Below are 14,343 nucleotides of genomic sequence, written 5' to 3'. Positions count from 1 at the left end.
GGCAAACCTAAGGAGGCGGGGCCGGGTTCGACCGCCACCCCGAGACGATGCGCATGAACAACGGTGTAGTGACGCACGCGCGGGTTACGCGCGTGGATGCGGATGTGGTGAGCCGATTCGCCACCTGCTGCAAGGCGCTGGGCCTGCCGGTGTACGACCGGCGCCGCCCCGCCGACATGCCGGCCGCGCACCGCGCGTTCACCGAACTGACCCGGGTGGCCCACGATCAGTGCGACGCGTGGACCGGACTGGCAGCAGCAGGCGGGGCGGACTCGCTGGAGGTGCTGGCCGCAGTCGTCCGCACGGCCGACACGGCCGGCGTGCTGCAGCGGCGCATCGAGCTGCCTGCCGGGGCGTTGGGGTTCGACTACGACACCGGGCTGTACCTGCGATTTCGCGCGACCACCATCGACGACTTCCGCCTCGCCCATGCCGCCGCGCTGGCGACCGACGGTGCGTTCCATGCCGCCGCCGAGATCATCGGCGAGATCCGCTCCCGCCATCCACAGTGGCATGAGGCGCGCTGGGTCGACGTGGCGCTGCGGTCGCGCGCGCAGCGCTGGTCGGATGTCGTCAAGCTGCTGACGCCGGTGGTCAACGACACCGGGCTGGACCCCTTCTTCGCGCACGCCGCGAAGGTGGCGCTCGGTGTTGCACTTGCCCGGCTCGGGATGTTCGCCCCCGCGTTGTCCTATCTCGAGGAGCCCGACGGCCCGGTCGCCGTCGCAGCGGTGGATGGTGGCCTGGTCAAGGCGTTGGCTCTGCGCGCCTACGGCGACGAGGACACCGCCGCCGACGTCTTGCAGGATCTGTATGCCGCCAACCCGAACAACGAGGAGGTCGAGCATGCACTGTCCGACCCGACGTTCGGCGTTGTCACCACCACCGCGGCGCGCATCGAAGCCCGCACCGACCCGTGGGATGTCGAAACCGAGCCCACCGCAGACGATTTCATCGACCCGGAGGCCCGCGAGCGGAAGGCCGCGCTTCTCGACGAGGCCGAACGCGAGCTCGGCGAGTTCATCGGCCTCGACGAGGTGAAGAACCAGGTTTCGAGGCTGAAAAGCTCGGTGGCGATGGCGTTGCGGCGCGAGGAGCGCGGGTTGGCCGTGGCTCAACGCACCCACCACCTGGTGTTCGCCGGCCCGCCCGGCACCGGCAAGACGACGATCGCGCGCGTCGTCGCCAAGATCTACTGCGGTCTCGGCCTGCTCAAGCGGGAGAATGTCCGTGAGGTGCACCGCGCGGACATGATCGGTCAGCACATCGGCGAGACCGAAGCGAAGACCAACGCCCTCATCGACAGTGCCCTCGACGGCGTGCTCTTTCTCGATGAGGCCTACGCCTTGGTCGCGACCGGCGCGAAGAACGACTTCGGTCTGGTTGCCATCGACACCCTGCTGGCGCGGATGGAGAACGACCGCGATCGCCTCGTGGTCATCATCGCGGGCTATCGCGCCGACCTCGATCGGTTCCTGGACACCAACGAAGGCCTCCGGTCCCGGTTCACCCGCAGCATCGTCTTCCCGTCCTACTCGGCGGCCGAACTCGTGGAGATCGCGGTCGCGATGGCCGCCAACCGGGACAGCGTCTTCGAGCCCGCTGCCCTGCATCATCTCGAGGAGCTGTTCGGCCGGCTGGCCGATTCGTCGACGCCCGACTCGAACGGCGTGGCGCGGCGCAGCCTCGACATCGCCGGCAACGGGCGCTTCGTCCGCAATGTGGTCGAACGGTCCGAGGAGGAAAGAGAATTCAGGTTGGACCACACAGATCTGGCCGGCGCTGACTTCACCGATGAGCAGCTGATGACGATCACCGCCGCCGATGTCCGTGCCTCGGTCGTGCCGCTGCTGGGTGGGCTCGGCCTTACGGTGCCTGACCCATCATGAGCGACGAAAGACGGTCCTTCTCGTCGCGTACACCAGCGAACGACAACGCCGAGCAGGTCACGTACCGGCGCGGCTTCATCACTCGCCATCAGGTGACGGGCTGGCGATTCGTCATGCGCCGCATCGCATCCGGACTTGCGCTGCACGACACCCGGATGCTGGTGGATCCGTTGCGCAGCCAGTCGCGCGCGGTGCTGATGGGCGTCCTTCTGGTCGTGACCGCCCTGCTCGGCTGCTTCGTCTTCTCGGTGCTGCGCCCCGGCGGTGTGCCGGGCAGCGACCCGGTGCTGGCCGACCGCTCCACCGCCGCGCTCTATGTGCGCCTCGGTGACCGGCTGCATCCGGTGCTCAACCTGACGTCCGCGCGACTCGCCGTGGGGCGGGCGGTGGATCCCACCACGGTCAGCGGTGAGCAGCTGGACAAGTTCGCCCGAGGCAGCCTGATCGGCATCCCCGGTGCTCCGGAACGCATGGTGCAGAACACCTCTCGCGACGCACACTGGGCGGTGTGTGACACCACCGCCGGATCGGATCAGTCCGGGGTCACCGTGATCGCCGGACAGGTGGAACGCGGCGGTGCCCGCGCCGGCAAGCTGGGCGAGGGCAGGGGCGTGCTGGTCGGCGGCTCAGACGGGACCTGGCTGCTCTGGGACGGCCGGCGCAGCGCCATCGACCTCGCCGACCGCGCCGTCACCGACGCGCTCGGCTTGCCCGCCGCAACCCCCACCCCGCGGTCCATTGCGCCAGGTCTGTTCAATGCGATCCCGGAGGCGCCGGCACTGCGGATCCCGCAGATCCCCGAGGCAGGTTCGCCGGCCGGTTATCCGCTTCCTGCGCCCGCCCCGATCGGCGCGGTGGTGATCGCCTACCGCAACGACGGCACCCCGCTGAACTATGCGGTGCTGCCGGACGGGCTTCAGCCGATCAGCACGGTCTTGGCGGCGGCGTTGCGCAACGCCAACTCCTACGGGCTGGCGCAGCCGCCGCAACTCGGCGCCGACGACATCGCCCGCCTGCCGGTCTCGTCGATGCTCGATGTGTCGGCCTTCCCGTCCGCGCCGATCAAGCTGGTCGACGCCACGACCGAGCCGGTGACCTGCGCGCAGTGGTCCAAGATCGACGGTGCCGCAACAAGTTCGACGATATTGCTGTCCGGATCGGTCCTGCCGGTCGCGGGCGGAACGCAATCGGTCGACCTCGTCGGCGGCACCGATCCCGGCACAGCGACCAGAGTCGTGCTGCCGCCCGGGCGCGGCTACTTTGTCCAAACCGTCGGCCAGCAGCCGGCGTCGCCACCGGCGGGATCACTGTTCTGGGTGTCCGACACCGGCGTCCGGTACGGAATCGGCGGCGATCCCAAAGCAGGTGAAAAGACCGTCGCCGCACTGGGTCTGTCTGAACCGCCAATGCCGATCCCGTGGTCGGTGCTGACACTTTTCGCCCCAGGTCCGGCCTTGTCCCAAGCCGACGCTCTCGTCGCATATGACGCCGTCCGGCCCGTAGTCCAGCAGGAGAACCGATGAGCCGCCTGATCTTCGAGGCCGGACGGCGGTTGCCGGCCCCCCCAACCAGCACGGGGGCGATCGTCATCGAGCCGCCCCCCGAGCTGCCGCGCGTGGTGCCCGCGTCGCTGCTTCGCCGCGCGCTGCCGTTCCTGATCGTCATCCTGATCGTCGGCATGATCGTCGCGATGGTGGCCACCGGGATGAAGCTCATCTCGGCTCAGACGCTGTTCTTCCCGTTCGTCCTGCTGCTCGCCGCCACCGCCCTGTACCGGGGAAGCGACAACAAGATGCGCACCGAGGAGGTCGACGCCGAACGCGCCGACTACCTGCGCTACCTCTCGGTCATCCGGGACAACGTGCGCGCCGAGGCCGTCGCACAACGCAATGCGCTGTTGTGGTCGCACCCCGACCCCTCGGCCCTGACCGTCATCCCTGGTTCGCGCCGGCAGTGGGAGCGTGACCCGCACGACCCCGACTTCTTGGTGCTGCGGGCCGGGCGGCACGACGTGCCGCTGGCCACCACGCTGCGGGTCAAGGACACCGCTGACGAGGTCGACCTGGAGCCGGTGTCACACAGCGCGTTACGTGCCCTGCTCGGCACGCAGCGCACCGTTCGTGACGCCCCTCGGGGAATCGACGTGACGGCGGTGTCGCGGATCACCGTCCACGGCGACGCCGACGAGGTCAGGGGCGCGCTGCGGGCTTGGCTCGCTCAGGCCGTCACCTGGCATGACGCGGCGTCCCTGGGTGTCGCGCTGGCCAGCCCCGACCTGGAATCACCTGCCTGGAACTGGCTGAAATGGCTGCCGCACAGCGATATTCCCGGGCAGCTCGATGGCTGCGGACCCGCTCGGTACCTGGCGGCAAACACCGACGACCTGATCGCGGCTATCGGGCCCGCACTTGCCAATCGCCCGCTGTTCGGCGTCGACGGCGACGATCCGCTTCGACATCTGCTGTTGGTTGTCGACGATCCGGGCCACACGCCGGAGGATTCGGTGCTCGCCACCGGTTGGGCCGGCGTCACGGTGATCTATACGGCCGCAGCCCACTCCGGGCCGCGACCGGGGCAGTACGCCGATCCGGAGCGGCCGATCTTGCGGGTTGCCGGCGGGAAGATCGAGCGTTGGGAGAGCGATGGCTGGCAGACCTATGTCGCCCACGCCGATCAGTTGTCATCTGCCGACGCCGTGCATCTGGCGCGCGGCCTGGCGCGATGGGACTCCAACCCCACTCATGCCGGCCTTCGCTCGCCGGCCACCAGGGGTGCGAGCTTCACCACATTGATGGGCATACCGGATGCGTCGGCGCTCGACATCGCGGACGTGTGGGCACCGCGGCTTCGCGATGAGGAGCTGCGCGTGCCGATCGGTGTCACCGCGACCGGTGTGCCGCTGTACTTCGATCTCAAAGACGAGGCCGAAGGTGGGATGGGTCCACACGGTCTGATGATCGGCATGACGGGTTCCGGCAAGTCACAGATGTTGATGTCGATCCTGTTGTCGTTGTTGACGACTCACTCGGCCGATCGGCTCATCGTGATCTACGTGGACTTCAAGGGTGAGGCCGGCGCCGACATCTTCCGCAACTTCCCGCAGGTGGTTGCCGTCATCTCCAACATGGCGGAGAAGAAGTCACTGGCCGATCGCTTCGCCGACACGCTGCGCGGTGAGGTCGCTCGTCGGGAGGGTCTGCTGCGTGACGCAGGCCGTCGCGTGCAGGGCAGCGCGTTCGGCTCGGTCGCCGAGTACGAGGCCGCGCGGCCGGCCGCCGAGGCGGCGGGCATCGAACTGCCGCCACTGCCAACGCTGTTCGTCGTCGCTGACGAGTTCACCCTGATGCTGGCCGAGCATCCGGAATACGCCGAGCTGTTCGACTACGTGGCCCGCAAGGGGCGTTCGTTCCGGATTCATATCCTGTTCGCGTCGCAGACCCTCGACATCGGTCGTATCCGCGACATCGACAAGAACACCTCGTACCGGATCGGTCTCAAGGTGGCCAGCCCCGCGGTCTCGCGGCAGGTCATCGGCGTCGAGGACGCGTATCACATCGAATCAGGCAGAGAACACAAGGGAGTCGGTTTCCTGGTCCCCTCGCCGGGAGCCGCACCGATCAAGTTCCGCAGCACCTATGTCGACGGCATCTACGACCCACCGCGCCCGGTGACGTCGTACGCGGTGCCGTCCGCGCCTGATCCGGTGCCGTTCACGGCCGGTCCGGCCGTACTCGACGAGGACATCGTGGTGCTGTCCGACCACGAGATCGCACCGGCCGCCGTGCCGCGCAAGCTGATCACCACCATCGGTGAGCAACTGGCGCAGTACGGTCCGAAGGCACCGGCACTGTGGCTGCCCCCGCTGGACGAGGACATCACGCTCGACGAGGTACTCGCGGGAGCGGCCGTGCCTGAGCGGCACTGGCGCTGGCCGCTGGGAGAGATCGATCTACCGTTCGAGATGCGCCGTGAGCCGCTGGTTTTCGACGCCACCTCGTCGGCGGGCAATGTGGTGATCCACGGTGGCGCCAAGTCCGGAAAGTCGACGGCGCTGCAGACCTTTGTGTTGTCGGCGGCGCAGCTGCATTCGCCGCGCGACGTCACGTTCTACGTCCTGGACTACGGCGGCGGACGACTGCGCGGCCTGGCAGACCTGGCCCATGTGGGCAGCGTGGCCTCACCGCTGGAACCGGAGCGGATCCGGCGCACGTTCGGCGAGCTGGAGCAGCTGCTGCGGTCGCGGCAGCGCACTGCCGGACACCAGGATGGCTACTCCGACTCCTATGGTGAAGTGTTCCTGCTGATCGACAACCTGTACGCCTTCGGACGCGACAACACCGACCAGTTCAACACCCGGAACCCGCTGCTGGCTGACGTCACCGAACTGGCGAATACCGGTTTGGCGCACGGTATCCACGTCGTCATCACCACGCCGAACTGGCTCGAGGTGCCGCTGGCGATGCGCGACGGGCTCGGGTTGCGCCTGGAACTGCGGCTGCCGGACCCGCGGGACAGCAATGTCCGGGTCACCGACAGCCTGCGCAGGCCCGCCGAATCGGTTCCGCACGACCAGCCCGGCCGTGGACTGACTATGGCGGGGGAGCACTTCTTGTTCGCCGAGCCTGATCTGGCCCGGATTCCGGCGATCAACGCCGCGCACCCGGGACTGCACGCCCCGGCGGTGCGGCTGCTGCCCGCCGACCTGGAGCCGCAGGTGGTGGCCCCCCTGCATCGGGGCGGTGAGCGAGTGGTGCTGGGACAACGCGAGTTCGATCTCGATGCCGTGGTCCACGATTTCGCCGAGCATCCGCTGCTGATGGTGCTCGGCGACAGCAAGTCGGGTAAGACCACCCTGCTGCGGCACCTCATCCGCACCGTCCGCGACAATTCCCGCGCGGAGGACGTCGCGTTCACCGTGTTCGACCGTCGTCTGCACCTCGTCGACGAACCGCTCTTCGCGGACAACGAATACAGCGCGAACATCGACCGGGTGACTCCGGCGGTGATGGGTCTGTCGGCATTGATCGAACAGCGCAGGCCGCCGGCGGGTCTCACCGCCGGCGAACTGTCGGCCTGGGACTACCGCACCCGCACCGCGTCGGCGCACACCCACTTCCTGATCATCGACGACGTCGACCAGATCCCAGACGGTCCGGCGATGAGCGGACCGTACGCTGGGCATCGACCATGGACGCCGCTGATCGGACTGCTCTCCGCTGCAAGTGATCTGGGCCTGCGGGTGATCGTCACCGGCCGGGCAAGCGGCTCCGCGCATGCGCTGATGACCAACCCGCTGCTGCGCCGCATGAGCGATCTGCAGGCGGCAGTGCTGATGTTGTCGGGCAATCCCGCCGATGGTGCCAAGATCCGCGGGCATCGGTTCACCAGACTCCCCGCCGGACGGGCGATGCTGCTCGGTGACAGCGATGGTGTCGAGCATGTCCAACTTGTCAACCCGTTTGCCCTCGCGCACAGCGCATCTCATGCGCGCTACCCAGAGGAGAACCCGTCATGACTCTGCGTGTTGTCCCAGAGGGACTGGCCGCGGCCAGCGCCCAGGTGGCGGCCCTGACGGCGCGATTGGCCGCCGCGAACGCGGCTGCCGCACCGTTGATCACAGCAGTGCTCCCGCCCGGCTCGGACGCCGTCTCGCTGCAGACAGCAGCAGGCTTCAGCGCCCAGGGACTCGAGCACACCGCGACGGCCACCCAGGGCGCGACCGAGCTCGCCCGATCCGGCGGTGCGGTGGGGGACTCGGCAGCCGGTTACGCCGCGACAGATGCCGCCGCGGCGGGCTCCTACGTGATCGCACGGGGAGGCTGATGACCGCGCCAATCTGGTTCGCGTCGCCCCCCGAGGTGCATTCGGCGCTGCTGAGTGCCGGCCCCGGCGCCGGTCAGATGCTCGCCGCGGCCGCTGCGTGGGAGGCGCTGAGCGTCGAATACGCCGACGCCGCAGCCGAACTGACCCAGATCCTCGCTGCTGTTCAGGCCGGATCATGGCAGGGTCCGAGTGCAGAGCAGTACGTCGTGAGCCACGCGCCCTATCTGGCGTGGCTCGAGCAGGCCAGCGCTCACAGCGCCGGGGCAGCCGCCCAGCAGCAGACGGCCGCTGCCGCCTACACCGCGGCGCTGGCCGCGATGCCGACGCTGCCCGAACTGGCCGCCAACCACACCGTGCACGGGGTGCTGATGGCCACCAACTTCTTCGGTATCAACACGATCCCCATCGCCCTGAACGAGGCGGACTACGTCCGGATGTGGATCCAGGCGGCCACCACGATGAGTGTCTACCAGACCGTCGCAGGCACCGCCCTGGCCGCGGCCCCCCGCAGCGTGCCCGCTCCGGCGATCGTGTTGCCCGGCGCAGAAGCCGCATCGTCGACGATGGCCCTGTCGACAGCTGCGCAACCGCAGGCCGGCGAATCCGGTTCGGCGCTGACCAATTCGAACAGCATCCTGGACCTGCTGGAGGCGTACATCAAGTCCCTCCCGGACGGCGATCTGATCTGGGACTTTCTCACCCATCCGGTTCAGAGCCTTCAGCAGATCATCGTCGATTTCCTGACCAACCCGGTCCAGGCCTGGCAGACCTGGGGTCCGCTGCTGTCCGCGCTGCTGTACCAGGCGATCTTCCAGCCGCTCGGGTGGACCACGTGGGGATTGGTCTTGAGCTCACCGCTGTGGGCCCCGATGCTCCTGGTCGCCGCGCTACCGCTGCTCGGGTTGTTGACCCTGATACCGAATCCGGCCGCCCCGGATGTCGCGCCCGATCCGGCCCCGGCACCGATCCAAGCGCGGCAACCCAACGTCTGGCCGGTGTCGTCGGCGGCGCCGTCCGTTCCCGCCACCGCGCCCGCCGCACCGACAGCCACCGGTACACCGGCCTCCGCTCCGGCACCGGCGGCACCGGCACCGGCAGCGCAGGCGATGTTCTACGCAGTCGGCGGGGTCGACCCCGACGACGGCCCTGGCCCGTCACTGACCGAGGGCAGCGGCGCCAAGGCCCCGGTGTCCGAGGCGGCACCCGCCGCGGCTGCGCTGTCCTCGGTGCAAGCCAAGGAACGCGCGCAGCGGCGACGTGCCCAGCGACTCAAGGACCGCGGGCACCGGGACGAGTACATGGACCTCAACAGCGACACCGGCGTACCCGCCGAACCGGCTGCGCCGCCCAGCACGTCGTCCTCCGACCGGGGTGCGGGAACGCTCGGATTCACCGGCACCGCGACCAAAGCTCGCGATGTGACGGCCGCGGGTCTGACCGAGTTCACCGGCGACACACACCACGAAAGCCCTGTCACACCGATGCTTCCGGCCACGTGGGACAGCGATCCGTCCGACAGAGATCACCACCGAGAATGATGGGAGAAATACCGTGAGCATGCTGGATGCGCACATACCGCAACTCGTGGCCGCCGAGGCGGCCTTCGGCGCCAAGACGGCGCTGATGCGCAGCACTATCGCACAGGCGGAACAAGCCGCAATGTCTGCGCAGGCGTTCCATATGGGCGAGTCCTCGGCCGCTTTCCAAGCCGCGCATGCGCGGTTCGTCGAGGTGTCCGCAAAGGTCAACTCGCTGCTCGACATCGCGCAGGTGAACCTCGGTGAGGCCGGCGCAACTTATGTGGCCCAGGATGCCGCAGCGGCAACGACTTATGGGGGGTTCTGATGTCTCAGATCATGTACAACTACCCGGCCATGCTGGGGCATGCCGGTGATATGGCCGGCTACGCAGGCACACTGCAGGCAGTCGGCGCCGATATCGCCACTGAGCAGTCCGCCCTGCAGGGGGCATGGCAAGGCGAGAGCGGGATGACCTACCAGGCATGGCAGGCGCAGTGGAACCTCGCCATGGAGGAACTGGTGCGCGCGTACCGGGCGATTGCGGGCACCCACGAGACCAACACTCTGTCGATGCATGCGCGTGATCAAGCCGAAGGCGCCAAGTGGGGCTGAGACGTGGCCGCACCTAACGCGGTCGAGTTGACCGCCGACGCCGCATGGTGCGTCGCTGAAAGCGTTGGTGCAGGCTCGTTTCCGTGGGTGCTGGCGATCACGCCTGCGGTGGCCGACCAGCGTGAGGCCCCGGCGATCCTGGCCCGGTTACGAGCCGAGCTGACCCGCGCACGGGTGATGCGCGAGGACGGGACGGTGGCACCCGCGGTGGCCCGCTGGACACGCACGGTCTGCGCGCCGGACCGGTGGCTCGAGCTCCGCTACGTTCGGGGTACCGGTGCCGAGATGTTGCGCGGCCTGGTGGCGCGCCGCGGAGACCACACGGTGGTGGCGCTGCGCAGTGCGGAGCTGGTCACTCTCACCGAACTCGACATAAGCGACCCGTTGGCGCTTGCTCTGGTCGTTGCCGCCGGGCTGGCCGACCGCTCACCGGCACGGTTCGCGGAGTTCACCCTGCCGACCAGAACCGGGGTCCGGGCCGACGAAAAGTTGCGGGGCGGAGCCGATCTCGACCGAGTCCTCGACAATCTGGGCATCCCGGGCTCGGCGGTCCCGGTGGTGCGATCGGTGTTCACCGGACCGCGCAGTTACGTCGAGATCCGCGCCGGCTCCGCCCATGACGGTGTCCACCGCCTCAGCGAGGTCGGCGTCGGCATCGTCGACAGCGACGCCGGTCGCGTGCTGGTGAACCCCGAACGCGCGGCCGACGGGGAGTGGCTGTCGACGTTCTCGCCGGGCAGCCCGTTCGCGATCGCGCTGGCGCTCGACCGGCTCACCGCCACGCTGCCGGATGGCCGCTGGTACCCGTCCGCCACGCTGACACGCGACTTCACCACGAATTGATCCAGAGAGAGAACAACAATGACCGAAACCCCGGTGCTGCCGATCGTGCGGGTCGCCGTTCTGGCGTATGGCCGGATCACCGACGTGGCGCTGCCCGCGGAGTTGCCACTGCGCGAGATCCTGCCCGCGGTGAAGCGGCTGGTGCCGCCGGACTCTGACGACGAGACCGCGAGCCCCAGCCCGATGACCCTCGCCCCGATCGGCGGCCCGCCGTTCAGCGTGGACGCGAGTCTGGACACCGTCGGTGTGGTGGACGGTGATCTGCTTGCGCTGCAGCCTGTTCCGACTGGACCGACCGCACCCGGGGTGGTGGAGGACGTCGCCGACGCCGCCGTCATCTTCTCGGCCGCCCGCACCCGGCCCTGGGGGCCGCACCGTCTGCAGCTGGGCGCGCGACTGGCCGCCGCGGTGTTCGTGGTGGCATTGTCCGCGGTGGCGATAACCCACCGCACCGTGACCGCCTCGACGATCGGGCTGTACGCGGTCGCCGCCCTGGCTGTGCTCACCGCGGTCACCGGATTGGTGTTGCGGGCCAGGTCCGCCCGGCTCGCCACCGAGGTGTCGGCGGCGGCTCTGCTGCCCATCGCGTCGGCATTCTGGCTGGCCGTGCCGGGACTGTGGGGATCGCCGCATGTGATGCTGGCCGCGGCCGGGGTGGCCGCGTGGTCGTTGATCGTGTTGACCCAGACCGAGGACGGCGTCGGGTTGTTCACCGCCACAGCTGTTGTCGGAGTGGGCGTGTTGCTGGTCGCCGGCGCCGCGGCGCTGTGGCAACTACCCGCCCGGACGGTTGGCTGTGCCCTGATCCTGGTTGCCCTGCTGCTCGCCGTCTCGGCCCCCGCGCTCGCGGCGATGTGGGCCCGGTTCCCGCTGCCGGTGATCCCGGCCCCCGGTGATCCGACGCCGTCGAGCCCCGCGGCCCGCCTGCTCACCGATCTGCCGCGCCGGGTCCGGGTCGCCGAAGCGCACCAGACCGGTGTGATCGCAGGCAGCGTGTTGCTGTCCAGTGCCGGGTCGCTGATCGTGGCCGGGCGCACCGAAGGTCCCGGGGTCTGGGGCTGGTATCTGGTGGTGGCCGCGGCAGCCGCGGCCGTGCTCCGCGCCAGGGTGTGGGACACCGCGGCGTGCAAGGGCTGGCTGCTCGCTCAACCGTTCCTGGTGACCGCAGGACTACTGGTCGCGTTCGCCGCGCAGCACCGCTTCATTGCCGCGCTGTGGGCTCTCGTGATGCTCGGAGCGCTCACCGCGGTGTGGGTGATCGTTGCCGTCAATCCGGATACTGCCTCCGCCGAACGCTATTCGCTACCGGCGCGCCGCCTGGTGGGCTTCCTCGCCGCCGGGGTGGACGCATCGCTGATCCCCGTGATGGCCTATCTCGTGGGCGTCTTCACATGGGTACTCGATCGATGATGCGGGCCGCCGCGGTCGCCGCGGTGGTACTGCTGATGGCTGCGCCGGCAGCCGGCGCCGTGAACCCGCCCGTCGCCGACCCCGGGGCGCAGCCCCCGGCCGGGACCGTCGGACCCACCGCGGGGATGTCCCAGCGGTCCGAATGCGTGACGACCGGTGTGCGTCCCGGCAGTGACCCAGCTGCCGTGAGCCCCAATTCGGTGATGCTCGATCTGGCCGGAGCCCAGCAGTATTCGCGGGGTGAAGGCCAGACCGTCGCCGTCATCGACACCGGTGTCCGGCCGGGCCCACGGCTACCCAATGTGGTCGGCGGCGGCGACTACCTCGCCTCGGGCGATGGGCTGACGGATTGTGATGGCCACGGCACGCTGGTGGCCGGGATCATTGGCGGGCAACCCGGACCCGACGGATTCAGCGGCGTCGCACCGTCGGCGCGGCTGCTGTCGATCCGGCAGGCCTCGCCGCGGTTCTCACCCAGCGCCGGGGGGAAGGACCCGGCGTCGGTCCAGGCAAACGTGGAGATCGAAACCCTGGCCCGCGCGGTAGTTCATGCCGCCGACCTTGGCGCCACCGTCATCAACATCTCCACCACCACCTGTCTGAAGCCTGACAAGCTAAGCGATCAGCAGACTTTGGGCGCAGCGTTGCGCTACGCCGCGATCGACAAGGACGTCGTCATCGTCGCCGCGGCGGGAAATGCCGGGGCCTCCATGGACGGCACGCCGGGCACCCAGTGCGCGTCGAACCCGGCAGGCGACTCGACCAGCCCCGGGGATCCGCGGAACTGGGCGGGCGTCAGTTCGGTATCGGTCCCGTCGTGGTGGCAGCCCTACGTCCTTTCGGTTGCGGCGCTGACCGCCGACGGACAACCGACCGACTTCACCATGGCCGGCCCGTGGGTGGGCATCGCCGCGCCCGGAGAGAACGTCGTATCGCTGAGCAACGATGCGGTGGGTGGGCTGGCCAACGGCATGCCCGACGGGCGCGGCGGGATGTCGCCGCTGGACGGAACAAGTTTCGCCGCCGCCTATGTCGCCGGAGCCGCCGCACTGGTCCGCAGCCGCAACCCGGGCATGCGCTCCGACGAGGTGATCCGGCGCCTGACGGCAACTGCGCACAACGCGGCGCAGGCACCGTCCAACCTGGTCGGTGCCGGAGCGCTGGATCCGGTCGGCGCCCTCACCTGGACCGTCAGTCCGGCCGGTGACACGGCACCGGTCACCACACGCGTTGCGGCACCGACACCGCCAACGCCGGTCGATCACACCCCGCGCACGGTGGCCTTTATCGGAACGGCCGTGCTCGCCGCTGCCGTCATCGTGGTCGCGGTCGTCACCCGCAGACGCAAGGAAGAACGAGAATGACTGATGTCAAGGGACCGAGCGCCGGTCGGCTCACCGTTGTCGGGTTGGCGATCGCCACGGCGGTGCTGGCATACCCCTGGCGGTCGATGACCGATCGGTGGGCGCTCGGTATCGCAGTCGGTGTGGTGCTGGTGTCGCTGATCTGGTGGCGCAGTCAGTTCCTGACCACGATCCTGTGGCGTCGGCTGCGACTTCTGCTGAGCCGCAGACCGATTGAGGGCGCCTTCGCCGAGATCCGCGGAACGGGAACCGACGTGGTCGCGACTGTTCTGCTACGGGTGGACAGCCGACAGGGCGAGCTGCCCCTCGGCCTGCTGACCGGCTACCTCGATCGTTACGGAGTGGTGTGCGATGCCGTTCGCGTCACCACCCGCGCGACTCCGGATTCGACCACGACGTGGATCGGTCTGACCTTCAGTGGCGCGCGGAACCTGGCGGCGCTGCAAGGCCGGTCGGCGCAGATCCCGCTGCATCAGACCGCCGAGAACGCGGGTCGCCGCCTGGCCGGCCATCTGCATGAAACCGGCTGGACTGCCACGCTTGTCGACGCCGCAGACGTGCCCGCCCTGGCCGCGGCGAATGCGCGTGAGCGATGGCGATCGGTCGCTGACTCGCGCGGCCACCTGACCACCTACAGCGTTGCCGATCCGCAGACGGTGCTCGGCGGAGTGAGTGCCGCCGGGGCGCAGGAGATCTGGACGGTGGTGGAGATCGCGGGCCCCTCGACGGTCACCGATGTCAAGGCCGGCGTCGCGATCCGCACCGAAGAACCCCCGGCCCGACCGGCGCCTGTGCCCGGACTCACCGATATCGCCGGACGGCAAGCCACCGCCCTTGCTGCGCTGCACCCGCTGTCCGGTACGCGAATCGTCTGAGGAAAGG

Annotated in this window: 11 protein-coding genes; all 11 read left to right on the top strand. The window is 69.0% G+C overall.

Annotated elements, in window-relative coordinates; translation table 11 throughout:
* The first annotated feature begins 53 nt into the window (after positions 1 to 53).
* The 11 genes from eccA to eccE are packed head-to-tail and all read left to right on the top strand — an operon-like array spanning position 54 to position 14,336.
* Positions 54 to 1,889 (top strand): type VII secretion AAA-ATPase EccA, encoded by a 1,836-nt coding sequence (eccA, locus tag G6N32_RS25960; protein WP_410432405.1) that lies wholly within the window; start codon positions 54 to 56, stop codon positions 1,887 to 1,889.
* A complete protein-coding gene (gene eccB, locus G6N32_RS25955; protein WP_115318271.1) occupies positions 1,886 to 3,412 on the top strand; it encodes a type VII secretion protein EccB in 1,527 nt (508 codons plus the stop codon). The genes eccA and eccB overlap by 4 nt, the downstream gene beginning before the upstream one ends.
* Positions 3,409 to 7,404 carry a type VII secretion protein EccCa gene (gene eccCa / locus G6N32_RS25950; protein ID WP_115318272.1) on the top strand — a complete coding sequence of 1,332 codons (3,996 nt, stop codon included), beginning with the start codon at positions 3,409 to 3,411 and terminating at the stop codon, positions 7,402 to 7,404. Before eccB ends, eccCa begins: the two co-directional genes overlap by 4 nt.
* On the top strand, positions 7,401 to 7,712 hold the full coding sequence (locus G6N32_RS25945; protein ID WP_115318273.1) for a PE family protein: 312 nt from the start codon (positions 7,401 to 7,403) through the stop codon (positions 7,710 to 7,712). Before eccCa ends, G6N32_RS25945 begins: the two co-directional genes overlap by 4 nt.
* Positions 7,712 to 9,250 carry a PPE family protein gene (locus tag G6N32_RS25940; protein ID WP_115318274.1) on the top strand — a complete coding sequence of 513 codons (1,539 nt, stop codon included), beginning with the start codon at positions 7,712 to 7,714 and terminating at the stop codon, positions 9,248 to 9,250. The genes G6N32_RS25945 and G6N32_RS25940 overlap by 1 nt, the downstream gene beginning before the upstream one ends.
* A gap of 13 nt (positions 9,251 to 9,263) precedes the next feature.
* Positions 9,264 to 9,557, top strand: coding sequence for a type VII secretion protein EsxS (locus G6N32_RS25935; protein ID WP_115318275.1), 294 nt, complete (start codon positions 9,264 to 9,266; stop codon positions 9,555 to 9,557).
* Positions 9,557 to 9,844, top strand: a complete 288-nt coding sequence (locus G6N32_RS25930) for a WXG100 family type VII secretion target (RefSeq protein WP_115318276.1) — start codon at positions 9,557 to 9,559, stop codon at positions 9,842 to 9,844. Before G6N32_RS25935 ends, G6N32_RS25930 begins: the two co-directional genes overlap by 1 nt.
* Before the next feature lie 3 nt (positions 9,845 to 9,847).
* On the top strand, positions 9,848 to 10,687 hold the full coding sequence (locus G6N32_RS25925; protein ID WP_115318277.1) for an ESX secretion-associated protein EspG: 840 nt from the start codon (positions 9,848 to 9,850) through the stop codon (positions 10,685 to 10,687).
* 18 nt (positions 10,688 to 10,705) lie between these two features.
* Positions 10,706 to 12,097 carry a type VII secretion integral membrane protein EccD gene (gene eccD / locus G6N32_RS25920; RefSeq protein WP_115318278.1) on the top strand — a complete coding sequence of 464 codons (1,392 nt, stop codon included), beginning with the start codon at positions 10,706 to 10,708 and terminating at the stop codon, positions 12,095 to 12,097.
* Positions 12,079 to 13,461, top strand: a complete 1,383-nt coding sequence (gene mycP, locus G6N32_RS25915; protein ID WP_410432408.1) for a type VII secretion-associated serine protease mycosin — start codon at positions 12,079 to 12,081, stop codon at positions 13,459 to 13,461. Before eccD ends, mycP begins: the two co-directional genes overlap by 19 nt.
* Positions 13,458 to 14,336: a type VII secretion protein EccE gene (gene eccE, locus G6N32_RS25910; protein ID WP_115318280.1), complete on the top strand. Its 879-nt coding sequence runs from the start codon at positions 13,458 to 13,460 to the stop codon at positions 14,334 to 14,336. Before mycP ends, eccE begins: the two co-directional genes overlap by 4 nt.
* The last annotated feature ends 7 nt before the right edge of the window (positions 14,337 to 14,343 follow it).

Origin of the sequence: Mycolicibacterium aichiense, from assembly GCF_010726245.1 — a bacterium.
In the GTDB taxonomy this organism is placed as follows: domain Bacteria; phylum Actinomycetota; class Actinomycetes; order Mycobacteriales; family Mycobacteriaceae; genus Mycobacterium; species Mycobacterium aichiense.
The sequence above is the reverse complement of the archived record's forward strand: the minus strand, read 5'-3'. Positions and strand labels throughout refer to the sequence as shown.